Origin of the sequence: Pseudaeromonas paramecii, assembly GCF_039540575.1 — a bacterium.
Lineage (GTDB): Bacteria > Pseudomonadota > Gammaproteobacteria > Enterobacterales > Aeromonadaceae > Pseudaeromonas > Pseudaeromonas paramecii.
Genome location: NZ_BAABFC010000001.1, coordinates 216732 through 242494, shown reverse-complemented (window position 1 = coordinate 242494; position 25763 = coordinate 216732). Strand labels below are relative to the sequence as shown.

Genomic DNA, 25763 nt, shown 5'->3' with positions numbered 1-25763 from the left:
TCAGCAAATGAACAAAAAACAGACACTGGTGGCATTGGCAGTCCTGACCTCTTGTGCCGCACAGGCGCAGGATCCCTTCTTCACCATCGAAGAGGTGGTAAGCGCCAGCGACATCGCCGGTAATTTCGGTCCCTGGGCCAGGGCCATGAGTAAGGAAGACAAGACGGTGGCGGCCTTTGATGTCACCAACGACTGGTTCTCCTTTTTCAACATGGCGCCCATCGGCATGGATCTGGCGCATCGCATGGGCTACGAGCGTTACTGCAGTTCCGTGCTGGCTGACGATGTGTGTAACACCTATTGGAACAAGACAGACAACCGCGCCAAGCAATGGCGGCTGGATACCATCAGCTATGTGGCCCAGACCGAATCACTGGTCGATGGTAGCTCCACCAGCGAACAAGACGGCATCGTCACGACCATGGGCAACACCGCGGACGAGCGTGCCGGTTACACTGTGAGCGACAGCGCTACCAGCAACAACTACCACCCGCGTACCGCCTTCGTGACCCTCCCGGGGCTCGATCAGCTGAGTTTGCCGGCTGCCCATGAGTTCGATGGTGTGGGTGGCTTCTCCTCCGCCTACAGCCTGTTGCCCTTGGATAACGATCGTTACCTGGTGGGCGGCACTGCCAACACCAGCACCAAGGGGCCGGACTCTGCCCTGGCCACCTGCTATGACGGTGATACCGGCCAGTCAGAAGACTATCCGCTGTGTCCTGGCTTTAACACCCAAGCGACCTTCTGGCTGGTTGATGGAGATAACGGGGACTTCACCACGACCCAGGCGACTGCCTACTACAGCACCAACTCCTCCTTGCTGCAAACCGCCTCCGTAATGAGCATGGCCAAGGTGGGGGATGACTACTATGCCGTTGGTTACTCGTCTACCAAGGAGGCAGGCTCGGCCTCGACGTCGGGCCGCAATGTTGCCGTGGTCTGGCCCTTAACCTTGGCAGACGACACCCTGACCATCGGCAGCCTGACCAAGATACCGCTAAGCAAGAATGCACCCGGTGAAGGGGATGAGGTTCTGCGGCATACCTGGGCCGTGGCCATCAATGAGGATGGTTGGGTCATCGGCAACCAGAAGTACTCCTCGGTGAAGGGGCGCAACATCCCCATCGAGATGTTCGTCTATAACGTCACCACTGGGGAAACCGCCGACATTCCGTTTGAAAACAGCCCGAACCGGGGCAGTAATTCAGAGGCAGGCGGCCTGAATAACAATGGCCTGGTGGTGGGCTGGCGCGACGAGCGCAGCGAGACGGCTCCCGTCTATGAAGGCGCGCCGCGGATGCAGGAGGCCTTCTTGTACAACATCAATACGGGCAGCAGCTGGTATCTCAACGATCTGATCTGCGGCACCGACAATGACGGCGCCAATGCCTGTGTACAAAACGGCAAGTATTACTATCTGGCCTATGCCAATGCCATTGCCGATGATGGCACCATCGCCGCCACGGCTTATCGCTACGACAGCGAGACGGACTGGGAGAACCAGAACAATCCTACCACGGTCACGGTGAGGTTGACGCCAAATGAATCGTTCGATACCGACGGGGACGTTCCGGACTCCGCCGTGGTCACCAACCAACTTCCCAGTACCGATCTGGGTGAGAACGATGGGGGTGGTGCCTTGGGATTGGGGCTGCTGGCAGGCTTGCTCGGTGTGGGTCTCATTCGCAGACGCAAAAGCTCAAAATAAATGTCATGGCAAATTAATACGTTAGTCATGATGTATCGATAGGGATCTCAATTCCTGGCCAATGGCCATTGCCTTTGATGACTCACTGGGCTTATTACTAAAGACGGCAGTTGCGCAGACTGTCGTCTTTTTTTTCGGCAACAGAGGGTAATAGTGATGAAGAGACAGAAACGTGATCGTTTGGAAAGAGCTCGCGCACGTGGATATCAAGCAGGTCTCAGTGGTCGCTCGAAAGAGGGATGCCCTTACCAGAGTATGGACGCCAGAGGATACTGGCTCGGTGGCTGGCGAGATGCGGTCGATGATCGCACCGTTGGCCTGATGGCAAAATAAGTCGTATCAACGGATCAAAACAAAAAGCGCCCATCGGGGCGCTTTTTGTATGAGAGAAGGCTTAAAAACTGGTGGTGTCCTGGAACAGGCCCACTTTCAGGTCGGTGGCGCTGTAGATGGGGCGACCATCCACTTCCACCACGCCATCGGCGATCCCCATGATCAGCTTGCGCATGATGACCCGCTTCATGGTGATCTTGTAGGTGACCTTCTTGGCGGTAGGCAGGATCTGGCCGGTGAACTTCACTTCCCCTACACCCAGGGCACGGCCCTTACCGGGGCCACCCTTCCAGCCGAGGAAGAAGCCCACCAGTTGCCACATGGCATCCAGCCCGAGGCAGCCCGGCATCACAGGATCGCCGGGAAAATGGCAATCGAAGAACCAGAGGTCCGGCGTGATATCCAGCTCGGCCAGGATCTCGCCCTTGCCAAACTCGCCGCCGTCATCGGTGATCCGCACGATGCGATCCATCATCAGCATGTTGGGTGCCGGCAGCTGGCTGTTGCCTTCACCAAACAGTTGACCCTGGCTGCAGGCCAGCAGATCGTCGCGTGTGAAATGATTGACACCTCGTTCGCACAACGACGGGTTGGCGGTTACCTTCTGTTGTTCTGACACCTTCATAATCCTTCTCGTTTATCGCTGGCGCTAATTTAGCGTACAGGTGTTCGCTAAACAACTCCGATCACTTCAGCAAGCGGCGCAGCAGACTGCCAAACAAGCCGAGTTGCCCACTCGGCGGGCCACTCAATTCATCCAGTCGCAGCTGGATGCGGCCAAACAGGCTCTGCTCATCGTCCAGGTCACCGGCTACGCATCCGGTGAGCAGCTCCACCGCCTCGGTGACATGCTTAACGGCGTAGATATGAAAGCGCCCCTCGGCAACAGCCTGACGCACCTCGTCGGAGAGTATGAGCTGTAATTGGTTTGATGCCGGGATCAGCACGCCTTGCTCTCCGGTCAAGCCCTGGATGCTGCACACGCGGAAGAAACCCTCGATCTTTTCATTCAACCCACCAACGGGTTGCACATTACCAAACTGATCCACCGCGCCCGTTACCGCATAGCACTGGCGAATGGGCTGTAGCGCCAGGGCGGAAAGCAGCGCGCACAGACCGGTGAGGGCGGCACTGTCGCCATCAATCTCGTGATAAGACTGCTCGAAGACCAGATTCGCCGACAGGGGCGAGGGATTTTCGGCGCCAAACTGGGTGGAGAGGTAGCCGTGAATGATCATCATGGCCTTGGCGTGGATATGCCCGGCTAGTTCGGCCTTGCGTTCGATATCGGCTACGTCACCATCACCCATGTGGACGGTGGCGGTGAGACGCACTGGCTCCCCGAAGTCGTAGGGGTGGCCCATGATTTGAATGACCGACAAGCCATTGATCTGGCCCACCACCTCACCGCGGGTCTGCAACATGATCTGGCCATCGACTATGCCCTGATCCGATTGTTCCACCACATAGTTCAGTCGGTACTCCTGCTCGGTGAGGGCCGTCTGTATGTGGTCTCCGGTCAGGCAGTGAGCCTGTTCTTCTTTGGCAATACAGGCAGCCAGCTGCAACAGACCGGCCAAGGGCGGCTCCTCAATGGAGAGCAGCTGCTGGTGTTCACAGAGGCGACAGGCAAACCGCGCCACCGCCAGCATGGCCGATTGATCCAGATCCGCGATGCCCAATCGATCGCACAAGCCGCGCAGCATGCCTAGGAACAGTGGGAAGTCTTCCTGCACGGACAGTTCGCTCACCAGATCCGTGCGCAGAAATACCCGCTCGGCCATGTCCGGATCCAGGGCGGCAAACTCGGCGATGTGGAGCGTGTTGCCCACCAGGATCAGGCGCAGCTGCAGTGGGGATGCCTCGGGTTGGAACAGCGGTGTCAACCCTTGGCTCTCCTTACTGGGTACCCAATCCAGGAAGCCTGTCTCCAGCGCATTGCGCAATTTGAACCAGAGATCCGGATCTGCCAGCAGCTCCTCCAGGGGCAGTATGAGGAAGCCCCCGTTTGCCTCCCGTACCAGACCCGGCTCCAACAAATGATGGTGACTGAAGACGGAGCCTTGTTCGGTCTGGTAGTTGACGGCGCCGAACAGGCTCTCCCAGCTGAGATCGCGCCCGTAGATCAGCGGGACATTGTCACTGGCATGATGGATGAGCAGGTTGATCAACACGGGATGGGTGAAGGTACCATCCATCGCCACATGGGCCGACAGCAATGACAAGTAATCGGCAATCTTCTCGTCCTGATCCTGTTTGCGCAGGATCCGCTGTACCACCTCTTCGGCATCCAGGTGCAGCTGCAACCGACGCAGCAGATCGGCCACCAGCTCACAAAACTCAATGCCACTACCCGGTTTGAGCTTGAGCCAGATGGGCTTGGCCGGATTACGCAGGTTCTCGGCATAACACAGATCGAAGCAGTGGCGATTGTCTACCGCACTGTCATCGATCAAGTTCATCAGTAACTGTTCATAATCGGCACCGGGGAACCCGCCCAACAGCATGACATTGCACCGTCGATCCAGCTGGGCCAACCGTGCAACAGCCGAAGCCGTTCTGGGCTGCGTATCGGCAAAAGAAAGTGGAGACAGCTCACTTAAACGGTCACAGGGCAGGGGAGGGAAGCTCGGGCTTAGCTGTTCTGGTTTTAATTCAATCACTTGTGAATAATGTCATGACGATGGAAAAGATGTGCGCAGTATAACGCATCTACTCGGCCAGCCCTACGGGACTGTGCAGAAAAGCCACTGAGGTGCAGTCGAGGTTAAAATGTAATGAAATTACATAAACAAACGCCATGGCCTTGTCCCAAGCCATAAAAGCAGCACATTTAATGCGGGTTAGCCCAGGCAATCGGCGCCTAGCGGAACCCTATGAAAATAAAATCCGTAATAGAGTTACAAAACGCTGGACAAATATGTGAGCCAGATCAACAATGGCGTCGTTGTAAGCACTGTGCGAGTGTGAGCAACCGTGAAAGTAGTGCAGGGATTTGCCACGCATGGAGGTGTTTATGAATTGTCATGACCTGAAAGTTCTGGCCCGCCAGCAAAGCCAGCTAGGCAAGGCTGAGCGTCTGTTGCAGCGCGCGTTTGGACGTTGCCATGGGCATTTTCGACATGCCTACTTTGACTGAGCTTTTGTAGTGTTGCGTTCTTCGTTTATTGCGTTCGTAATCTGCGCCGTTGGGTTCACCCCGGGCGGTGCGATTCGTCAGACCTTTTGAATTTGTCAGTTTAGGGTAGCCATTGGCTACCTTTTTTTATGCCTAAACAAACCCTTAGCCCTCTCGCGCCCGCCTGATAAACCGGGTACTGTTACTGTTTTTGTGCGTCTTGCTGTGAATTAGGATGTGATCAATGGAGTTGAGCATCACCACCCTGGGGTTGTTGTCATTGTGTGGCTTGGCCGCCGGGTTTCTCGATGCCATCGCCGGCGGCGGCGGCCTGTTGACCCTGCCGGCCTTGCTGGCTGCCGGGCTACCGCCGGCTCAGGCGCTGGGCACCAATAAGCTGCAAAGCTCCTTCGGTAGCTGTTCCGCCTCCTGGTATTTTGCCCGCCGTGGCTATATCGACTTTCGCCAGATGCGCTTGGCCATTGCCCTGACATTCTGTGGCAGTGCCTGCGGTACCCTGTTGGTACAACAGCTGGATGCCAGCTTCCTCTCCGCCATCATTCCGTTTTTGCTGATTGGTTTTGCCCTTTATTTTATTTTCAGTCCTCGGGTCGGCGACGAGGACAACCAACGCCGCTTAGGTCCTGTCGCCTTTGCGCTGGGGCTGGCCATGCCGGTGGGTTTCTACGATGGTTTTTTTGGCCCGGGTACGGGCTCCTTCTTTGCGGTTGGTTTTATCGCCCTGGCTGGCTTCAACATGGCCAAGGCGACGGCCCACAGCAAACTGCTCAACGCCACCTCCAACCTGGCCGCGCTGCTCTTCTTTGCCTTGGGCGGCAAGCTGGTCTGGCAGGTGGGTTTGTGCATGGCCTTAGGGCAGATGGTGGGCGCCAGGTTGGGCTCGCGGCTGGTGGTGAGACAGGGGGCCCGGCTGATCCGACCGCTGATTGTGCTAACCTCCCTGGTGATGTCCGGAAAATTACTCTGGCAATATTGGGCTGCTTAGCCAAAATTCACTGTTTTGTCATCTTGGCGTGCCAAGCTTGCCTGGCCTCCCGCGTGGGAGACTCAATGAGCAGGAGCACGCCCATGAAACAGAAACGACGCCAACTTCGACATCGCCATCTGTGGTTCAGCCTCTGGCAATACGAAGCACAGCCCGACGCAGAGACCGTCTCTACCCTCAGCAAGATCAGCGCTCGCTAATTCCACTCACGCCGCTGGTGTTCGATCGCGGCATTTGTCAACATGAAAGAAAAGGTTGGCAAAGCCATGTATCTAGAACGTATTGAAATCCGGGGCTTTCGCGGTATCAACCGCCTCTCCCTCCGCCTTGATCAGGTGACCGCCCTCATAGGTGAAAACACCTGGGGTAAGACCAGCCTGATGCGGGCACTCTGGTGTCTGCTTGGGCAGGATGAAGTGCCCTACCAGTTTGTGCCGGAGGACTTTCACCGCCCCGAAGATCCCGAGCTCGCTGCGGCCGTCCATCTGCAGATAGTGTTGAGCTTTCGCGAGCACAGGCCGGAGATGAGCCAGCACTCCAGCCGGTTGGCCCGCTTGGCCGCCGTCTGGGTCAAGCATAAGGATCAACTCCACCGCATTCACTATCGTGCCGCGGCCGATCTGCAAGCCGATGGCAGTGTCCTGTCCGAACATGGTTTCTTGGATGGTAACGGCCAGCCGCTGCAGCCGGATAATCCCTTGCATCTCATTCAGCTGCTGATGCTGATGAACCCGGTCTTGCGCCTGCGCGACAGTCGCAGCAACCGCAGCAATAGCATGCTGGCGGAGGTATGGCAGCAGCGCCTGATGGCGTTGGCCGACTCGCTGGCCGAGGATCCGCAACCCCTGCCGCGCGACGAACTCAGGCAAGGATTCGAATCTGTCTGCCAGCTGATCTCCCACTATTTCAGCAGTGTGCCGCCGATCCGCCCGCGGCCCCGCAGCCAGCGGGAGATCGTCATGCGACCCGCCTCCTTGCAGGGACTGGGTAACCTGACCGACCTGGCGCGTTGCCAGGATAATCAGGTGATGCAGCTGGCCCTCTCCGGCATCGCCGGCGCCATGTTGGCAGCCCGCGGCGACAGACAGATCGAGGTGGGCGCACGGCCCATCCTGATCCTGGAAGACCCCGAGAGTCGTCTGCACCCCACCATGCTGGCACTGGCCTGGGGCTTACTGGAACAGCTACCGGGGCAAAAAATTCTCACCACCAATTCGGGAGATCTGCTCACCAGCCTGCCCTTGAGCCAGATCCGTCGGCTGGTGCGGCAACAGTCGGAAACCCTGTGCTATCAGATACAGGACCATCATTTCAGCGCCGATGATCTGCGCCGGATTGCCTTCCATGTGCGGATCAACCGGCCCATGTCCCTGTTTGCCCGCTGCTGGCTGTTGGTGGAGGGGGAAACCGAGATCTGGCTACTGGCGGAGTTGGCCAGCATCTGCGGTTACAGCCTGCGGGCCGAAGGGGTTCGGATCATCGAATACGCCCAGTGTGGTTATGCACCCTTGATCAAGGTGGCCAATCAGCTGGGCATAGAGTGGCATCTGCTGGCCGATGGGGATGAGGCGGGCGCCAAGTACATCACAGGGGCAAGGTCTCTGCTGCATGGGGACAGGGAGCGGGAGCGGCTGACGGGACTGCATGAGCGGGATATAGAGCATTTCTTGTTTATGAACGGCTTCGAATCGGTATTCCGCCGGGAGGCGAAAATCGGGCCCAGACAGAGCTGCTCACCCCACAAGATCATCGATAAGGCCATTCGTCAGCGCAGCAAGCCCGGCCTGGCCCTGGCGGTGGTCGAGGAGGCGGAGAGTCTGGGGCCGGAGAGCATACCGCCACTGCTACGACAGATGTTCGCCCGTATCGTCGCCCTGGCGCGAGGCCAGGGCTGACAAGTCGACTCATGCTTCAAACGGCAGCTGGCCACAGACAAACAGGCACAGGGAGCGGGCGTCGGCCCGATAGCTCTTGGCCTGCAGGGGCAGGGGGTCGCCCATGGGAATGATATCCATGGGGCTGGGCTGAGCTGTGTCTATGATGCGCTGCCAGTGCCCCTCAATCCCCATGGGCGGCAGGGGCAGGTTGAACAGCAAGGGTTCCCAGTAGGCATTGAAGATGACGTAAATGGCCATCTTGTGCTCCAGGGAGATGGCTGAAAATGCCAGGGCATGGGAGTGTTCTCCCCAGTCCGGGCTATGGGCCTGCACCCCGTGCCAACAGATCTCGGCCCGGTGCAAAATCTCGGCGAGAGACACAGGCAGGGCATCCTGGCGGTCATGGTGGAACAAAAACCTGCGATAGCGGATGAGTTCTGTGGTGTAGCGCAGCATGTCGAAGGAGAGGGGGCCCCACTCCCAGTTCATCCAGCTGATGGGATTGTTTTGGCAGTAGGCATTGTTATTGCCCTGCTGTGTGCGCAGCACCTCATCCCCCATCAGCAACATGGGGGTGCCGATGGAGAGCAGGGTGCAGGTTAGCAGATTCTTGCATTGCCGAAGTCGCAGACCATTTAGGCTTGGATCCTGAGTAGGGCCTTCGGCGCCATGGTTCCAGCTGTAGTTGTCGTTTTGACCATCCCGGTTGTGCTCACCGTTGGCCAGATTGTGCTTCTGGTTGTAACTCACCAGATCCCAGAGGGTGAAGCCGTCATGGCAGGTGACGAAGTTGATGCTCTTTTCCGGATCGGCGTGATTGTACTGGTAGATATCCGGACTGCCGCTGATGCGGTGAGCAAAGTTGCGTACCGTGTTGTTTTCGCCTTTCACAAAGCGCCGCACATCATCGCGAAACTGGCCATTCCACTCCCGCCAACGGGAGCCCGCCAGCGATCCTACCTGATACAGGCCACCGGCATCCCAGGCTTCGGCGATCAGCTTGCAGTTGGCCAGTACGGGATCGGTATCGATGGCCAGCAGGGTCGGGGGGTTGACCTGAGGGTTGCCCGCCTCGTCGCGTGAGAGGATGGAGGCCAGATCGAAGCGAAAGCCGTCCACATGCAGGTGCTCGCGCCAGTAGCGCAGGCTGTCGATGATGAGACGTTTCGTGACCGGATGCGAGCCGTTTAAGGTGTTGCCGCAGCCGGAATAGTTGGTGGAGCGACGATGCAGGGGATCGAGAATGTAATAGGCCTCATGATCGATGCCGCGAAAGCAGATCAGCGGTCCATTGTCGTCCCCTTCGGCGGTGTGGTTGTAGACCACATCCAGTATCACCTCGATACCGGCCTTGTGCAGCGCCTTGACCATGTCACGGAACTCGTTGATGGCTGCCTTGCGCCCGCTGTGACTGGCATAGCCAGTGTGGGGGGCAAAGAAGGAGAGCGGGCTGTAGCCCCAATAGTTGTCCAGCCCATGGGGCGCATCCTGCGGGTCGAACTGGAACACCGGCAGCAGCTCCACGGCGGTGATCCCCAGTTCCTTGAGATAGGGGATCTTGTCGACGACACCGGCATAGGTACCGCGATGGCTTGGGGCGACGCCGGCGCTGGCATCCCGTGTGAAGCCGCCGACGTGCAGTTCATAGATGATGGAGCGGGAGAGGGGGTGTTCGGGGGCCTCGTCATCCTCCCAGTCGTAATCCTCCAGGCTCACCACCACACTCTTGGCACATTGGGCGGTATTGCTGCCCGGTCGACTGGCCGCCCAGCGATCGTATTGATGACCCAGCACCACTTCCCGGCCGTAGGGGTCCAGCAAGACCTTTTCCGGATCAAAGCAGGTGCCCTCATAGGGGCGCCAGGGGCCATTGATCCGCCAGCCATAGATCTGGCCATCACCTATCTCCGCCACATGGATATGCCAGTAGTAGGCGGTCCGATTGATACGGGGATTGAGGGGGATCACCACGGGATTGGCATCATCAGCATGCTTGAACAGCAGCAGCTCCACCTCACTGGCCAAGCGTGCCCAGAGGGCGAAATTGACGCCGTTATTATCCAGGGTGGCTCCCAACTGATTACAGTGGCCGCGCGAACATTTCATTGCACTCTCTCCTTGGCCTGCCGGGCTTATCAGCAAGTGTAGTCGGCACAACGGTGAGAGCCGGCCGCCAAGCCGCTCAGGTGAAAAAAACGCCACATTAGTCAATATTTCGGCAATTAATGCTAAATTGGTGCGATTTTCCAAATAGTTATTGCAATAGAAAGTCAGATGACTAGAATGCACAGCATCAGACGCGGGGTGGAGCAGCATGGTAGCTCGTCGGGCTCATAACCCGAAGGTCGTAGGTTCAAATCCTGCCCCCGCAACCAAATAAGACAAGGCCTCCCATCGGGAGGCCTTGTTGTTTTTGCCGTCCAGACGTCAGGCTGCCGGGCCAAACAACAGCCGAGCCACCTCCTTGTATTGACGGGCAAAGTGGAAGGTCAGCCCTTCCTTGACGTAATCCGGCAGCTCCTCCACGTCACCCCGATTGGCTTCCGGCACTATGATCTGGTGGATACCCTGGCGCTTGGCCGCAATCGCCTTCTCCCGCACACCACCGATGGGCAGCACATGGCCCGTCAGGGTCAGCTCGCCTGTCATGGCAAAGTCCTTGTTGGGTGCCTTGCCCAAGGCCAGCGACAGCAGACTGCTGGCCATGGTGATGCCGGCACTGGGGCCATCCTTGGGGGTGGCCCCTTCCGGCACATGCAGGTGCACGAAGGCCTGCTCGAAGAAACGGCTGTCGGCGCCCAACTCCTTGAGGTTGGCATTGACGAAGCTGTAGGCGATTTCCGCCGACTCCTTCATCACGTCGCCCAGCTGACCGGTGAGCTTGAAGCCGCGACTCTGCTGATGCACCACGCTGGACTCCACCGGCAGGGTGGCGCCGCCTAAGGAGGTCCAGGCCAGGCCGGTGATGATCCCCACACCACTCAAGGCCTTCTCCTTGCGAAACAGGGGCGCGCCCAACAGCTCGGGAATGTCCGCCGCCTTGAGCCTGAGACTGAGGCCTGGTTCGTCCAGCAGGCGGACCACCGACTTGCGGATGAGCTTGGCGATCTGCTTCTCCAGATTGCGCACACCCGCCTCCCGGGCGTAACCCTCGGTCAGCAGGCGCAGCGCCCCTTCACTGATCTTGAGTCGCTCTTTATCGACCCCGGCCCGCTCCAGCTGGCGCGGCCACAGATGATGGCGGGCGATGGCCAGCTTCTCCTGGGCCAGATAACCGGACAGCCGGATCACATCCATGCGATCCAGCAAGGGCGCCGGGATGGAGTCCAGGGTATTGGCGGTACAGATGAACAGGCACTTGGAGAGATCGAGTCGCAGGTCCAGATAATGGTCGAGGAAGTTGACGTTCTGCTCGGGATCCAGCGTCTCCAGCAGGGCCGAAGCCGGATCCCCCTGATGGCTCACCCCCAGCTTGTCGATCTCGTCCAGCATGATGAGGGGGTTCATCACCTTGCACTCCTTCAAGGCATGCACCAGCTTGCCGGGCAGGGCACCGATATAGGTGCGTCTGTGGCCCTTGATCTCAGCTTCGTCCCGCATGCCGCCCACGCTGAAGCGGTAGAAGGGACGCCCCATGGCGGCGGCGATGGATCGACCGATGGAGGTCTTGCCCACCCCCGGGGGGCCGATCAGCAGCATGATGGCGCCGCTGACATCCTTCTTGAAGGCCCCCACCGCCAGAAACTCGATGATCCTGTCCTTCACATCCGCCAGGCCGTCATGGTCCCGATCCAGGATGCGTCTGGCGCGTTTCAGATCGATCTTGTCCTGATGGTACTGGCCCCAAGGTACCTGAGTGACCCATTCCAGATAGTTGCGCGTCACCGCATACTCGGGGGAGCCGCTTTCCAGGATCTTCAGCTTGTTCAGCTCCTCGTTCACCCTGGCGTTCACCTCGTCGGGTACCGTCAGGGCCGCCAGCCGGTTGCGGAACATCTCCATCTCGGCGGTCTTGTCATCCTTTTGCAGTCCCAACTCCTTTTGGATCACCTTGAGTTGCTCGTGCAAGAAGAACTCCCGTTGACGGTCGTTGATGCTGCGATTGACCTCGTCGCGGATCTTGTTCTGCAGCTGGGCCACCTCTATCTCTTTTTTCAGCAGCGCCAGCACCTTGGTCAGCCGTGGCAGCAGGGCAGGGGTATCGAGTATCTCCTGCAGCTCTTCACCCTTGGCCGTGGTGATGGCGGCGCCGCAGTCGGCCAGGGGCGAGGGATCGTTGGGATTGAAGCGGTTGAGATACTGCTTGAGCTCCTCGCTGTAGAGAGGATTGATGGGCAGCAGCTCCTTGATGGCGGTGATCACCGCCATGGCATAGGCCTTCACCTCGGTCTCACTTCCCGCCGGAACCTCGGACTCCAGATAGTCCACCTCCACCAGATACGGTGGCTTCTTGCTGAGCCAGTTGCGAATGGCCACCCGCTGTATTCCCTCGGCGACAAACTGGATCTGATCGCCATCTGTGCTGGCCTGCAGGATGCGCACCACACAGCCGGTGCGCGGCATGATGTCATACAGGGGATGTTGGGCATCCGCCTCCTCGTCCACCCGGAACAGGGCCACCATCTTGTGGGCGGTCTTCGCCACCCGCTCCAGGGTCTTGGCCCAGGGATCGGCTTGTATCTGGACCGGCAAAATTTGCGCCGGCAGGAAGGGCCGCCCATAGACGGGAATGATATGTAGCTGGCTGGGACGCTCCTGTCCCGGCAAAATCAGACCTGTGACTTCACCCTCTACCGGGGTGCTTTCATCATGTGGATCACGCATCAGGGTACCCCCATAAAGCTGTCGACAATTTATGAAAAGGACATTGAAATAGATGGGGATAGGCGCGGGCCAATACAAGGCGTTTCATATCGGCAGCTTGATGATGACCCAGGCTATCGCTGCCCTTAAAGCTTAAGTCACCCCAGGTTTATGAGGCCAACTTTATGAATACTCGACGTTATTTTTTGATGACTCTGGCAACGCTGAGCCTGGGGGCCCAGGCTGCCGAGGGCTTTGGGGGCAAGGAATATCTGCTGTGGCAGGATCCGCCGTTTGTCAGCTCGCTGCCGGCACGCTGTGACGGGCTGGGGCAAAGCGCCGATGGCCGAAGCCTGACCATGGTGCCGGTGCACTTTGCGGTGGACCGAAGCGAGTTGGATGCGGCGGCCAGAGCGACTCTGGACTGCGTGGCCCAGGCGGCCATCGGCCAGGACTACCGGCTACAGATCACGGGGCACACCGACAGCAGCGCCTCGGAAGGCTACAACCTGAGACTGGGCGGCACTCGAGCCCAGGCGGTGGCCTATTACCTGATTGGCAAGGGAGTGGATCCCGGCAGCCTCACGCTGGAGTCCGCCGGGGAGACCCAACCGGCCGCCAACAACAACAGTACCTATGGTCGCCAACTCAACCGCCGGGTGGCGCTGATCACCCTCAGCCAGTAATCTCGGCCGGCGGCTGCAGGGCCGCCACAAACAGCGCCTCCAGCAGGGAGACCCCCTTGACCATGGCCGTTTCGTCAAAGTCGAAGCCATGATGATGGTGCCCGGCTGCCAGATCGGCACCGATCACCAGATACGCCGCTTCCCCACCGCGTTTTTGTACCCGCTCCAGCATGTAGCCGGCATCGTCACTGGCGCCAAAGGGGCGGCTGTGGATGACATGAAAACCCAGCCGGTCGGCGCTGAGGGTGACACTGTGCACCAGCCGCGGGCTGTTCTCGATGGAGATGGCTTCGCCTTGCTTACGAATGCGAAAGTCCACCCCGTAACTGCGGGCGCAGCCATCGACGATCTGCTGTACCCGGCTGAACATGTAGTCGTTGAGTTCGGCGCTGGCGCCGCGGGTTTCGCCTTCCAGCAGAGCGAAGCTGGGGATGACATTGCGCTCGGCGCCGGCGTTCAGGGTGCCGATGTTGAGCCGTGTCAGGCCATCCCGGTGGCGGGGGATCCCCAGCATCTGACTCACCGCCTGGCAGGCGGCCGCCAGGGCATTGGCGCCGGCATTGGGTTCCAGCCCGGCATGGGCCGGGGTGCCGTGAAACTCCACATCAAACTTGGTAGAGCTCAAAAAGCCGGTGGGGGAGACCACTAGCTCGCCGCTGGCGGCGTGGATCCCCAGGTGGATGGCATAGAGGATATCCACATCATCCACCTGGCCGCCCTGGGCCATGGCCTTGCCGCCCCGGCAGCCTTCCTCGGCCGGTTGGAAGAACAGCTTGATCTTGCCGCACAGTCGCTCGTGTTGCTGTGCCAGCAACTGCCCCAGCACCAGCCCCATGGCGGCATGGCCGTCATGGCCACAGGCGTGCATGCACTGAGCGTTGACCGAGGCAAAGCCCTGCTGATCCGGCTGGTGTTGTGCCCCCTGGCTCTCCTGCACCTTGACCGCATCCAGATCCACCCGCAGCGCCACGCAAGGTCCCGGCCGGCCGGTATCCAGCACGGCCATGAGACCGGTCAGGCTGGAGGCCTCCAGCCAGGCTTGCGGTGCCCCCTGGGCGGCGGCGCGGGCCTTCTCCTTGGGCTCATCGATTTGCCGGCCCATGACGGCAGCGGCGGAGAGCACCTGATCCCCCAGCAAGATCTGGTAACCACAGGCCGACAGCTCGGCAGCAATCAGGCTGGTGGTGCGGTATTCGCACCAGCCGGGTTCGGGGTATTGATGAAAATCGCGACGCCAGCGGCGCAGTTGCTCAAGCATGGTGGATTCCTTGTGGGCGGCCATCTCAGGCCATCAACTGTGCCCGACAGTCTAAGAGCTGCCAGGGTGCAAGACAAGTCACACCCAGGCGTCGTATCTACATAAATTACTGATAAAACAGAAGGTTAATTGCAACTGGCCCGGCCAGTTACAACCCCTTGTGACGGGCGCTCTCATAGCGCTCGGTACGGGAGGCCGTGATGTAGCGGGAGGTGATGCCAATATCCTGGTGCCCGGCATCGGCCATCACATGATGCAGCGCCCGGCCTTTCTCCAGATCGGCACTGATCCCGGTGTGGCGCAGAGAATGCACCGTCATGGTTCGCAACTCGTCGGCATCCTGGGTACGACCGTCCTGCATCAGGCGCTCCGCCGTGGCCTGATAGACCCGCTCCACCTCCTCGCGAATGGCATTGATGCCGAGGTTGGCATTGAGATTCTGGCTATCTCGACCGTGCTGGGCGGGTTTGTGGCGCACCAGCAGCGGGATCTGCTCATTGGGGGATGGCAGCTCGGGCAGGCCAAGAAATCGACGATAACGGGTCAGGGCGGCCAGCAAGGCGTCACTGACCGCCACGGTTCTGGCCTTGCCGTTCTTGGATTGTGGAATGAAGAAGCCCCAGGTCTCGTTGTGTTTGTCGCGCCGGATCTGTGACATCACAGGCGCATAGCCAGGGCGCGCCGAGATCTCCGAGATACGCGCATAGGTGGAGAACAGCAGTATCACCAGAAAGCGGGTGCGCTCGTGACGGGCGGGATCGGCCGCGGCCAGCTCGTCCAGGGTGGACAGCAGATAGCTCAGCTGCAGCGGGCTCAGGGCCTTGATCGCCTCATCCTGCTCGCCATGCAGCGGGTTCTCCTTGAGGCGCCCGCGGCGCATGGCCAGGGCCGCCGGATTGCGATCGCAATACTCTTCATCGTTGAGGAACTGGTAATAGGAGGAGAGCACCGCCAGCTGGTTCTTGGTGGCCGAGGCCTTGCGTTGATAGGCCTGGGCGCCGGCCGGCAGCTGACTTTGCTTGGGGGAACGATTGACGAAAGGGCGCCACAAGGGATTGGGCACCCGCAACCCGAGCCCCTTGTCGGTGAGAAAATGCGGCCGCTGGGCGTTGCCGATGAGGGGCAGGGGAGGTTGATGGCACCACTGAATGAATTGATTCATATGCCGGCGGGTCACATCCGCCAGGCGCAGCCCCTGCAGATCCCAGCACCAGATGAGGAAGGTGGTGATCTCCGAGCGGGCGGTCTTGAAGTTGTTGGCATTGCTCTGCAACTCGCACAGGTAATCCAGGGTCAGTTCATAGAGCAGGGCGGCATCGTCCACCCGGGTGGCGGTGAGGTGGCTGACATGGGCGTTGATAAAGCTGTTGGCCTCATGCAGCAAGTTCAGTGACTCGAAGTACGGCAAATAGGGTGGCAGAGAAATATCGTTGTTATTCATGAAGATAAAAAAATGATTGCCGGTGCGGCATCTTAGGCCGGCCCAAGTACAGCTTCAAGTCCGACTTTCCTATAAGTCGGAGTTGGCAATGGGCTGCCCGCCGCCTTGCAGGGCACCTTAATTTTCGCCTTGCCGACACCGCTCATTTTCGACCAAATCAACCAGATACCGCATGACCATTGCGGTCGGCTAATAGCACCTTGGCCGCCATCTATCTCCAGACCCAGCGCTAAGCCGCCTGGCTAATCACCTTAAACCCGCCAGATGGCGCACGATATTAGCGCACTGCGTCAGCCAGGCCGAGCGCACGGCACAAGGTGCGTCAGCACGCCAATCCCGAACAACGGCAGCAATCAGCAAGATGCCCAGCGGCTGCGTTGCTGGACGAGTCGGCGTGTTTGAATTGGCCGCATGGGTAAGCGTGGATGTGCACATGCCATGCGTGATGTCGTAAAACACGCGCAATGCACAAACGCACAAACGCACAAACGCACAAACGAAGATAACCCAGCCGCCGGCTCAAGCCAGCGCCACCTGGGGTATACTCGGTTGCTTGTTGTATTGTCTCAGCTCGCATAATGCGAGATTAGGTTAAATCCCAACCGAGTAAAGACTCAGATTAAGCTCCCGCTCTTTGCGGGAGTTTATCTATGGACAGAAGCAAAGTGACCGAAAACTACATTTTCCGTTGGTTTCGGTGCGGTTTGAGTCTCGAAAAAACTTGCGAATTATGTGACGTAAGTCAAAAAACAGTAGAAGGCTGGGACAAGGGAAAACCGATACCCGGACACCACCGCCGGTTAATGGCGTTATACGGTGGCCAGGAACTGGGGCACCATCACCGCGATTGGAACGGTTGGAAGATCCGGGGGAACTGGTTAATCACGCCCTACGGAGAACGAGTAACACCGCAACAGATCATGTGGCTGGCCGCCGGCTATGCCCATGCAGTGATACGACTCGACCGGCCGCACAGACGACACAAGAAGAAAGGGGCCTAGGCCCCTTTTGTTGAATAACACAACACTAATCAAAAGAAGGAGGCGATAATTCAGGCTGGTATGCCCACGCAAACATACCAAACTCATAAGGCCCTAAGCACAAAAGCGACTTCAGATACCAATCAGAGTTGATATAAAAACGGCAATAAGGATCTCCATCTTTGAAACGACACCAAACGACCAGTTGACGACCAACATCAGGCAAGAAAGATGTAGGGTGCCAATCCAAAGCAAAACCAAACGAAGATTGGGCAGGAAGAACGCCAGTACGATAAGCTGAAATGAAATCCCTAACAGCATCCAAACAGCCTACAGGAACCCGAACAGCCACCGTTTCCTCAGCCTTTGGCCGACCTGCACCAACTCGAGCACCACCACGCATAAGCCTCCCCTTTGATTTGCGTTAACTGATTTCAAATTAGCACCCGGATTGAAATCTGTAAACATAAATCAAAGGGGCCTAAGCCCCTTAATCGCATACCTGCAACATCCGCTCTTTGACCTTCTGATCTCCCGTCTGGGAGAACTGCAAGACCAAGTTACTGCACTCACGCTCCCGCTTCACATCCGGAGGCGTGGCCGACGGCGCTATGGTGGCCACCGGCTTTTGCTGGGCCTGCTGCAAGCGATATTGGAGATTGTCACGCTGCTGACGCAGCTGGTTAAGCTCCAGCTGCAAAGCCGACTGATCCAACGACTTCCCCAACCGATAATCCTGATACTGAACCCACGCTTGGAAAGCCAACCAGGACACAAGCAAAAAGACCGGGGTAAAACCAAGAGCAAACCAAAAACCACGAGACACAAAATCTATCCCTGACTCGAACGCAACACCTTTTGACCGCATAGTCACCTCCTTGTCCCGAGACAGTACCACAGGAGTCCCAGCCGGGCAGCTGTGAATTTCACCCCGTATTACTATACGGGGTGGAGGCGGCCACCTCGAACGCCGCTCTTCTGGCAATACGACCCACAGAGCCCTGCAGGATGACGCCAAGAGCCGTTTATAGGAGGGGGGAGGGTGGCGGCATAGGTAATGGAGAGGTGCGGGCCAGGAACGCCCTAGAACTAGCAGAAATGGTGATTGGCCCTAGTAACGGCCCGGACGAGGGCGCCGGGCCTTCAATGTGGGGCAAAGCCCCACATCAAGCTCACGCAGCTGATTGACTTGCGACCGGCGTCTCAGCCCCGCCAGTGTCGCCTGCGGCTGCCTCTGGCGTGTCTGTGCCGCCTGTCGCTGTGTAATCATGGCCATCGGCAGGATTTGGGTTGTATTCCAATGGTTCCCAACTGACCTGGGTGGTGTTGCCCTTAGGGTCTACCAACACGGCCAAGTCGTTGTTAGGCAAGTTGACCCGGTAACCTAGCACTTCCAGATCCTCAGCATGCAAAAACACCCAGCGGCCTGACATCAGTGACTTGAAAATCACCACACCGCTAAAGCGGCCCTTATCATCACGCTGGCCACTGACCCCCACTAGGTAAATGTCATGGGCATAGCGAGGCATCACAAAGCCGTCTGATGGCAGCTCAGGAGCCTGGGGAGCAACCGGAGCACCAGGGCGAGCCTGTGGAGGATTGGACAACTGGACAACCGGGTCATCATGCACAAGCCCCATACGCTCCATGATGCGCTTCGAGAAATGGTAAGCCAGCACCAGGGATATGATGACCGAGCCAATAAACACCTTGAGCGCAGGCGGCACACGAAATTTGACCTTAGTGTGCAAACTGGCGGACTTGTACTTGCCGAACGCTGACTTAGGATGAGACCAGCGAACCTTGGTAAGGGCCGAGCGGACAGAGTCAGGATTGGCACACTCAGACCATTCATAGGCATAAACACCAAGGGCAGTTCGACGGAGATGGATATGCTTGCCCACCAAACGACGCACGTTTGAATGAATCAGACTGGGATGTTGGGTAATAACGATGAAGTCAATACCACGGTGCCGGTGAGTCTCAAGCGCTGCAATATCATCCGTCACCTTGGCAGCCGCAGACGTAGGACGCCAAACACGCTGGCACTCATCAACGACAATCAGACAACCGTCAGGAGCCCACTCATGCCACTTGGTAATGTCGGGAGCAACTTCATGCTCAATCAACAAGTCAGGAATACCGTCCACAAAGATTTTACGACGCTGCTCAGGTGGCAACTTCTGATTAGCTGCATCCAGAGGTAACAAGACCTCAGCGACACAATAGAGCGTTTTGCCCCCACCAGGGACACCAGTAATTAACGTGATCATTTGAATTTCATCCGCTTGAATTGCATCAGTGTCAGGTGAGAGACAATGCCACCGCAAACGATACCCAGTGCGGTATTGAATCCCCCCATTGCCAAGAACACAGCCACATCAGCAGAAACGCCAGAGTAGGAGTTGCGGATATAGTCGATGCAGTAATTAACCGCAGTATCAACGCCGACGTAAGTAACCAAACTCAAACCCAACTGACTCAATACCCGCGTTGCTATAGGCCCACAAACAGACAACACCCATTTGGTTAAGCTACTCATTACCCTTACCCCCTAAACCGAGTGATAGGAGAATGGCGGAAAGCCACGCCACAGCGATGACAATAGGACGTATGCCAGTGAAGAAATCACAGACAGGTTGATATGAAAACTCGATAGACTGACCAAGGATGATTAAAGGCTTAGGAGAAGGGCAAGCAGCATCATCAGCACCAAAAGGAGATAAAGCATTAATCGAGAAATCGATTGTATCAACGTCCAGATCCTCGCTGTCGGGGGAATCAAGAGTTGCACAGCCTGACCGAGTAGGATTATCAACACAGTAATCCACTGAATCAACTTCGGTGACTGAGGAACTAGAAGAACTGCTGTTATCAACGTTAGTGATTGTATCAGCGACATTAGGAGTTGTGGTCGTGTCATCAGATACAAGCACAGGCTCAACCGTCGTAACCGCCGAAGTCCCCGAAGGGTAAACAGTGGTCGTCGCATAATCAGCATACCAAGCACCATCCTTAATATAAGCATTGCCAATCAGTTTGGCGTCAGAACCGCCAACGCTGACAGGGGTTGAATCAATCGGTAATTCATCATCAGAACCGGCAACTTCATTCGCATAGGCCACAGCAACAGCTTGTGATGGTGCGGGAAGATTTGACCAATCAGAGTCAACAACAGGGCGAATAGAATCCGGCAAATAGCAAAGTGGGACACCGTCGGCGTAACGTAACTCAGTGTAGGGAGAACCATCCTCAGGAGGGCAAGATGGATTAGATGCACAATAAGAAGAACCGGAGACATGTGTATCATTAGAACAGTAACCGACCTTATACTGATATGTGAAACCTGTGGCATAACAATATTGGTAAGTTGAACCGCCAACGGAACCACCAACAACAGAGCAAGCCTGCTGCTTAGTCAAGCCGTAATATTCGGTATAAACCAGAGTGCTCGAATTATAATAAACAAGTACATAAACGAGTGGATTTGGAGTCGTAACTTTTGGATCTACATGCTCAGTAGACTGAGCTCTAATAACATATTCACCATCCTCTAAAGAGATCCCGCCCTCAGCCAAATAAGCTAAAAGAGTCGCGCCTAGAATTAACGGATTTGCGGCCCTTAACCCGAGGCCAATAATCGTCCCCATGCGTGCAGCTGCAAGGCGAGCAGTTGCCGAGACGGCAAACTTGCTACCAAGAGCGCGAACCTCACCAGCTATTAGAGCGTCGCCCAGGGGGCTGAACACCGTCACACCCTTACGGATTGTCCCCGCAGAACCGCCAAAGGTGACACCCTGCTCCCACGCTACAGCAGACATGGTGCTGGCCGACGCAGTACCCACCATCAGCATCAGCGAGACACCCAAGAAGAAATAGCGCATAACGCCCCCTATCGGAAATAGAGCCAAGCCGCACCCAGCAGCGCAGCAACAAGGAAGTAGGAGTAAACGGTCATTGCTGCCCCCTATCGTCAACAGAGCGGCCCATCTGGCGATAGCCCCAGGCTATGAGCCAACAGAGGATGACGCCCCAAGAAAGGCCTATGGCCTCAGTAGATTCAACAAGGTGGCAAGGTTGGAGATTCGGAGAAACATAAACGACAGCACCCGTCGAATATGTGGTGACAATGGCAGAGCCATCAGCAGAAACAGCACTAGACCAACTGGCATCAGCACCAGTGCCAAACATGGTTGACGCCATCACAGAAAGCGCCGTAGACGCATCCGAATAACAGCTGTCACCTACTTGATAAGACATAGCGCCCCCAGATCGAAAAAAGGCCCCGAAGGGCCTTTAAATGGCCGGAATCACTTCGCAGAACGCAGATACTTGAACGCCGCGATAGCGATAACGATGACAAGGCCAAGGCCCCCCATGGTGGCCGCATCAGTCTTGGTTTCAGCCATCTGGGTAGAAACTTCGGTGGGCAGCTCAGCGAACGCAGGGGCGGCAGTCATCAGGGCAACGGCGGCACCAGTGGCAACACGGGAACCGTACTTACGAGCAGCTTGGAAATATTTCATGGTCAAATCTCCCTATATGGGTTGATGGAATTTCGACAACGACCAATTGCCGAAATTAGTTAAGCCTTAATAGGCTCAGGCTTTTTTTGAACGAACTCAGTCAGTTTTTGTTCAACACGAACAATAACGTTTTTGGAAAGGTCCTCAGGATGATTGGCGACGTAAATATCGCATGGCTCCAGGAAGACGAGCCTTTCAAAATCATCAAACAACGCATCATCGACAATGCCGCTGATTTCGCGATATTCGAAACCCCAGCCCTTTTTCGAGAAACCTTCTTTTTCGTAATCACGTGCAGGCAGCAGGTAAAGAACCTTTACCATGTCATAGCCCTTATTGGTTTTAGCAGAGGTGCCTGTCAGACGCACAGCAGAGCAAATCCGAACGCCCGGAATTTTTTGACCTTCAATCATTTTTAATTACTCCATTAGATGGCCACTAGGCCGCCGTAATAAACCGGACGCTCATCCGGCACAAACTCCTCAGGGATTGGAATAGACAGCCGTTTAGGCACATCGCCTAATTCCAGGTGACTAATCATCAGTTGCACAATCTCAGTGGGTGAGAGTTGTTCACCGTGATAGAGATAATTCACGACCCGGCCCGCTTGAATAGCAGCGTTGTGCAGAACGGCGGAACGGGTGGCCTTAACCTTCTCAATAAACGCCTTGCCGGTTTTTGATATACCGGACATATCAACGCCGTTAGCCGTGACGGCCTCAGGAATATCAATGGCGCCTTGCTTGGTCTTAATGGCCACAGGCTCAGCAGGTGCCACCAGTTGAGCCAGACAGGGATAAGCACCGGCAAAATACTTGTCTGGATCAATCAAGGCATCCAAGGGGATAACCCTGTCCTTATTGCGAATTTCGACTTCGGCCCGTTGCCAGTTGGGATACTCTTCGGATTCAAGTTGCTTACCCTTCTCATAGCAGCGAAACATGAGGCCATAAGTACGATTGCCAACGTAGAAGGAACGCCCACCACAAGGGTCAAACCCATAGGAACGCCGTTTCTTATCGGCCTCCTTTTTGGTCAATGAGCCAGATTCGATATAGCAGTAAGAAGGCGGCTTACGCTTAGTGAAAAGGCCATCCTCAGCCCACTCCTTGGCCTTGAGAACGTCGAAGCGCTCACCCTCAAAGTCATCCAGAGCAATGTCCACGCGAGTCAGGCGGAAGCCTGGGATTTTACCCAGAACCTTGTAAAGCTCGGCCATGTCCAGGGCAGCACAGCCGACACCAGAGAACGAAATGAGGCAGCCATGGTTTGCAGAGCCCCAGGCAGCAAGGCCAGCCTGCTGGCCGTCACACAGCAGAACGGCAGCGTGGCTATAGCCGAACATGCCGCCATTACGCGATTCCACAGTCCAACGACCATAGTGCGGGCCCTCAATAGACTGATGGCCGGAGAGCTGGGCGTTCAACTGGTACACGAAGTACTCCAGCTCAGAGGCGCACAGGGCGTCGAGCCATTGCACGCCGTACATGCCCAGCAGCTCAGAAAAGTTGCTTTGGAAGTCGCCACCCTCGAGAACGAATTCATCATCCTGTATCGAGTCGGCCATGAGCTGGCGCAGTTCGCGGGAGACACGAAAGCGGGTTTCGTCGCTGCCAGCCGTAACGACGGTTTGCATCGCCTTGTACAGCTCTTTGCGGTACTCGATCCATTCAGCATCCGGCGTGGAGGCCGGCTCAAAATGTTTACCGGCAGCATAGGCAGCGGCGCGGCGCTTACCATTGGCATCCTGCTGGAAGGTATTCCAAGGCAGTTCATGCACCGGAGTATCCGTGGGGGCCTGATTGACATGGATAGGCTCACCCAGTTGATTGAGGCCGAAGTTACCGCCCCAACGCTTGGCAGCCAGGGAGACAAAACGGGGAATGCCCTTGAGCTTGGCGCCCATCTTGGCCATGGCCGTGATGCGCTGGAGGGGCAGGGGAGACCAAGTGCCTGATACGAAGTCAATGATGCACTTACTCATCAAACACCCCCTGGGCTACCAGCTCCAAGCGCTGGGCTTCGGAGGTGATCTCGACAAACGAAACCGAATAACCGAAGTACTGCACAGTGCAATACATATCCAGTTGGCCAAACGAATCGAACTGGTCCCATCCCTGGCCAGGCAGCCATGCAAACACACCAAAGCCGGGTTCGGTCTGCCAGTAGACAGTGACCGGCGGCAGGGCGTCAGGTTGATAGTCGTCGGCAAAGCGCATCATTGCTTGCTCCCGTACTTCACGACCTTACGAATCTCGATAGCGATGAAGACCAATCCGCCAACGCAAACAGAGATGGCCAGGAACCAATAGAGATAGACAACCCAGTTCATTGCTGGCGTCTCCGCTCAATAGCTCGCAAGGTCAGATACTGATCCAAAGCAGCGTAATGACGGCCCCACAACTCAGAGTCCAGATACCAACCGAAGAACATGGCAATCAAGGAATCAAAGAGGCCAAGCAAATCAAGCGGCGAACCCTGAAAAACCAGAGCAAGCAGGAGCCCAGCACAAACCAGGGACACAACAGCAAACCCATAGGCTTGGAAAAGGAACGGATTATGGTCGAACCGGGAGAGCTTCATTCTTCGGCCCCCAGGTAATCCTCAAGGGAACCGTGATCCGAGTCTGAACAGTAATCAGCAGGCGCTGACTGTTCAGATGGATGCAACCAGGAAGGCGCACCGCAAAACTGACAGATATAGGGAGGTTGCTGGTCTGCTGCATTCTCGTCGTCGGCCCCCAGGTGAACAGCAGGGAAACCGTACTTGGCGCGGTACTGTTGATGATCAACACAATCAGCCACCAAGCCCATTGCATCGAGAACGCCACGTTCCCAGGAACCAGGACGGCGAGAACCGTAACACACAGAACGCAGAACGTACTGAATAAGATGCTGCACAGTATCGAACTTGCCCGCAGCACAACCATGGACGTTATACAGCGTCCACATATAGAGAAATTCGTCGTAGATTTCTAAGGGGACAGATACAGAGGGCTCAAAAGGCGAAACAAGCTCAAAGACAACAGATTCAGGCTCAGGGCCAGCAACCATGACAATCGGAAAATCAAGCTCAGGGATTACTTCAGCGCAAGCATCAGCAGCGGAAACTTCATCCTCAAAGCCGCCTGCACTGACATAGATTTCATTGTCACGGTAAAGCACAAAGCCCCATTGGAACGAAGCCGAAAGGGAAACCTCGCCACGATAGGCCGAAGTATCGGTTACTTGCTGGTCTGCTGCTGTCCGTGTCATGGTGTCACCCTGTTAGCTAATCGGCTAATGGGGCAAATCTAGCCAGCCATTTAGCTAATCGTCAATAAGCGAGAAAGCTAACCAGATGATCTAGAATCAACAAAAAACAGGAGGCGGAGAACAACGTAATGAACTCAAAAGACCTGATAACGGCATACATGACCACCAAAAACCTAGCGCAGTTTAAACAGATGGCCGCAGAGCTAGGAATCTCCGCCGGATACCTAGCGGAAATCAACAACGGAAAAAAGGAATTTACCGACAAAACAGCGATTTACATCGCTATCGAATGTGGACTAGATCCACAAGAAGTTGTCATGGGTCTAGCCGAAGCAAGAGCCAAATCACCGGAAGAAAAACGAGTGTGGGCACAACTGCTAAAAAGGTATTGCGCAGGCGCTGAGGCCGCAGCCTGCGCTGGTTTGGGACTGTTTGCGGCCCTGGCTACCACCCAATTTAAGTTCGCATTATGTATATTATGTTAAATATCATAAATGATGAGTCAGTGATGGCGTCCTAGGCACCTTTGCGGTGTTACCGGGCAACTCCCCCTTGTTTTTCAGGCGATTGCATACTCGGCCGTGACAACCGCTTAGCCAGCCAAGACCAGGCGCAGGCCCAGTCATTCCCGGTTTGCTTTCTTTGGCTGACAGATGGTGACGAACAGGCTGAGTCTATGGCCAAGGCACAGTTGTGCTGCTCTCACGGCGCCAGTCGCACATGCAGACACGCCGGCTGGGCCTGTCCCAGCGGCATGGCGGCCGTTGTAGCAC

At 56.7% G+C, this 25763-nt stretch carries 24 protein-coding genes and 1 tRNA gene; 8 read left to right on the top strand and 17 right to left on the bottom strand.

Features of this window, described 5'->3' with window-relative positions; translation table 11 throughout:
* The first annotated feature begins 7 nt into the window (after positions 1-7).
* Both ABD847_RS01145 and rmf read left to right on the top strand, forming a co-directional pair.
* Positions 8-1708 (top strand): DUF3466 family protein, encoded by a 1701-nt coding sequence (locus ABD847_RS01145; protein WP_345009209.1) that lies wholly within the window; start codon positions 8-10, stop codon positions 1706-1708.
* Positions 1709-1861: 153 nt separating this feature from the next.
* Positions 1862-2041, top strand: coding sequence for a ribosome modulation factor (gene rmf / locus ABD847_RS01140; RefSeq protein WP_425568349.1), 180 nt, complete (start codon positions 1862-1864; stop codon positions 2039-2041).
* 61 nt (positions 2042-2102) lie between these two features.
* On the opposite strand, the gene fabA is transcribed toward rmf, so the two are convergent.
* Both fabA and ABD847_RS01130 read right to left on the bottom strand, forming a co-directional pair.
* A complete protein-coding gene (fabA, locus tag ABD847_RS01135) occupies positions 2103-2660 on the bottom strand; it encodes a 3-hydroxyacyl-[acyl-carrier-protein] dehydratase FabA (protein WP_425568348.1) in 558 nt (185 codons plus the stop codon).
* Between the two features lie 67 nt (positions 2661-2727).
* The gene (locus tag ABD847_RS01130; protein ID WP_425568347.1) at positions 2728-4704 is read right to left on the bottom strand and encodes an AAA family ATPase; all 1977 of its coding nucleotides are present in this window, start codon (positions 4702-4704) and stop codon (positions 2728-2730) included.
* Between the two features lie 699 nt (positions 4705-5403).
* On the opposite strand from ABD847_RS01130, the gene ABD847_RS01125 reads away from it, so the two are divergent.
* Complete coding sequence (locus ABD847_RS01125; RefSeq protein WP_345009204.1) at positions 5404-6165, top strand: TSUP family transporter; 762 nt, start codon at positions 5404-5406, stop codon at positions 6163-6165.
* A gap of 266 nt (positions 6166-6431) precedes the next feature.
* Positions 6432-8060: a DUF2813 domain-containing protein gene (locus ABD847_RS01120; RefSeq protein WP_345009203.1), complete on the top strand. Its 1629-nt coding sequence runs from the start codon at positions 6432-6434 to the stop codon at positions 8058-8060.
* Between the two features lie 9 nt (positions 8061-8069).
* On the opposite strand, the gene glgX is transcribed toward ABD847_RS01120, so the two are convergent.
* A complete protein-coding gene (gene glgX, locus ABD847_RS01115; protein ID WP_345009202.1) occupies positions 8070-10148 on the bottom strand; it encodes a glycogen debranching protein GlgX in 2079 nt (692 codons plus the stop codon).
* Positions 10149-10340: 192 nt separating this feature from the next.
* On the opposite strand from glgX, the gene ABD847_RS01110 reads away from it, so the two are divergent.
* Positions 10341-10417, top strand: a tRNA-Met gene (locus ABD847_RS01110).
* 52 nt (positions 10418-10469) lie between these two features.
* Here the strand turns inward: ABD847_RS01110 and lon are convergent.
* Positions 10470-12866 (bottom strand): endopeptidase La, encoded by a 2397-nt coding sequence (gene lon / locus ABD847_RS01105; protein WP_345009201.1) that lies wholly within the window; start codon positions 12864-12866, stop codon positions 10470-10472.
* Between the two features lie 164 nt (positions 12867-13030).
* On the opposite strand from lon, the gene ABD847_RS01100 reads away from it, so the two are divergent.
* Positions 13031-13531 (top strand): OmpA family protein, encoded by a 501-nt coding sequence (locus ABD847_RS01100; protein WP_345009199.1) that lies wholly within the window; start codon positions 13031-13033, stop codon positions 13529-13531.
* On the opposite strand, the gene ABD847_RS01095 is transcribed toward ABD847_RS01100, so the two are convergent.
* Both ABD847_RS01095 and ABD847_RS01090 read right to left on the bottom strand, forming a co-directional pair.
* Positions 13521-14789, bottom strand: a complete 1269-nt coding sequence (locus ABD847_RS01095; RefSeq protein ID WP_345009197.1) for an amidohydrolase — start codon at positions 14787-14789, stop codon at positions 13521-13523. The genes ABD847_RS01100 and ABD847_RS01095 overlap by 11 nt on opposite strands.
* 148 nt (positions 14790-14937) lie before the next feature.
* Positions 14938-16230, bottom strand: a complete 1293-nt coding sequence (locus ABD847_RS01090; protein WP_345009195.1) for a tyrosine-type recombinase/integrase — start codon at positions 16228-16230, stop codon at positions 14938-14940.
* A 650-nt stretch (positions 16231-16880) separates the two neighbouring features.
* Between ABD847_RS01090 and ABD847_RS01085 the strand changes: the two genes are divergently transcribed.
* Positions 16881-17231 carry a DUF3653 domain-containing protein gene (locus tag ABD847_RS01085; protein WP_345009193.1) on the top strand — a complete coding sequence of 117 codons (351 nt, stop codon included), beginning with the start codon at positions 16881-16883 and terminating at the stop codon, positions 17229-17231.
* 25 nt (positions 17232-17256) lie between these two features.
* On the opposite strand, the gene ABD847_RS01080 is transcribed toward ABD847_RS01085, so the two are convergent.
* The 11 genes from ABD847_RS01080 to ABD847_RS01030 form a co-directional block, all read right to left on the bottom strand.
* Positions 17257-17613 (bottom strand): hypothetical protein, encoded by a 357-nt coding sequence (locus ABD847_RS01080; RefSeq protein WP_345009191.1) that lies wholly within the window; start codon positions 17611-17613, stop codon positions 17257-17259.
* An 87-nt stretch (positions 17614-17700) separates the two neighbouring features.
* On the bottom strand, positions 17701-17937 hold the full coding sequence (locus ABD847_RS01075) for a hypothetical protein (protein ID WP_345009189.1): 237 nt from the start codon (positions 17935-17937) through the stop codon (positions 17701-17703).
* A 445-nt stretch (positions 17938-18382) separates the two neighbouring features.
* Positions 18383-19483: a zonular occludens toxin domain-containing protein gene (locus tag ABD847_RS01070; protein WP_345009187.1), complete on the bottom strand. Its 1101-nt coding sequence runs from the start codon at positions 19481-19483 to the stop codon at positions 18383-18385.
* Entirely contained in the window at positions 19480-19752 is a 273-nt protein-coding gene (locus ABD847_RS01065; protein WP_345009185.1) for a DUF2523 domain-containing protein, read from the bottom strand. The genes ABD847_RS01070 and ABD847_RS01065 overlap by 4 nt, the downstream gene beginning before the upstream one ends.
* Positions 19745-21094 carry a virulence factor TspB C-terminal domain-related protein gene (locus ABD847_RS01060; RefSeq protein ID WP_345009183.1) on the bottom strand — a complete coding sequence of 450 codons (1350 nt, stop codon included), beginning with the start codon at positions 21092-21094 and terminating at the stop codon, positions 19745-19747. Before ABD847_RS01060 ends, ABD847_RS01065 begins: the two co-directional genes overlap by 8 nt.
* A gap of 426 nt (positions 21095-21520) precedes the next feature.
* On the bottom strand, positions 21521-21736 hold the full coding sequence (locus ABD847_RS01055; protein WP_345009181.1) for a major capsid protein: 216 nt from the start codon (positions 21734-21736) through the stop codon (positions 21521-21523).
* Between the two features lie 59 nt (positions 21737-21795).
* The gene (locus ABD847_RS01050; RefSeq protein ID WP_345009179.1) at positions 21796-22149 is read right to left on the bottom strand and encodes a hypothetical protein; all 354 of its coding nucleotides are present in this window, start codon (positions 22147-22149) and stop codon (positions 21796-21798) included.
* Positions 22150-22163: 14 nt separating this feature from the next.
* On the bottom strand, positions 22164-23720 hold the full coding sequence (locus ABD847_RS01045; protein WP_345009177.1) for a replication initiation factor domain-containing protein: 1557 nt from the start codon (positions 23718-23720) through the stop codon (positions 22164-22166).
* Positions 23713-23958, bottom strand: a complete 246-nt coding sequence (locus ABD847_RS01040; protein ID WP_345009175.1) for a hypothetical protein — start codon at positions 23956-23958, stop codon at positions 23713-23715. Before ABD847_RS01040 ends, ABD847_RS01045 begins: the two co-directional genes overlap by 8 nt.
* A 106-nt stretch (positions 23959-24064) precedes the next feature.
* Positions 24065-24319 (bottom strand): hypothetical protein, encoded by a 255-nt coding sequence (locus ABD847_RS01035; protein ID WP_345009173.1) that lies wholly within the window; start codon positions 24317-24319, stop codon positions 24065-24067.
* Positions 24316-24990, bottom strand: a complete 675-nt coding sequence (locus tag ABD847_RS01030; protein WP_345009171.1) for a hypothetical protein — start codon at positions 24988-24990, stop codon at positions 24316-24318. The genes ABD847_RS01035 and ABD847_RS01030 overlap by 4 nt, the downstream gene beginning before the upstream one ends.
* Before the next feature lie 128 nt (positions 24991-25118).
* Between ABD847_RS01030 and ABD847_RS01025 the strand changes: the two genes are divergently transcribed.
* Positions 25119-25475: a DUF3693 domain-containing protein gene (locus ABD847_RS01025; RefSeq protein ID WP_345009169.1), complete on the top strand. Its 357-nt coding sequence runs from the start codon at positions 25119-25121 to the stop codon at positions 25473-25475.
* Positions 25476-25763 lie beyond the last annotated feature (288 nt).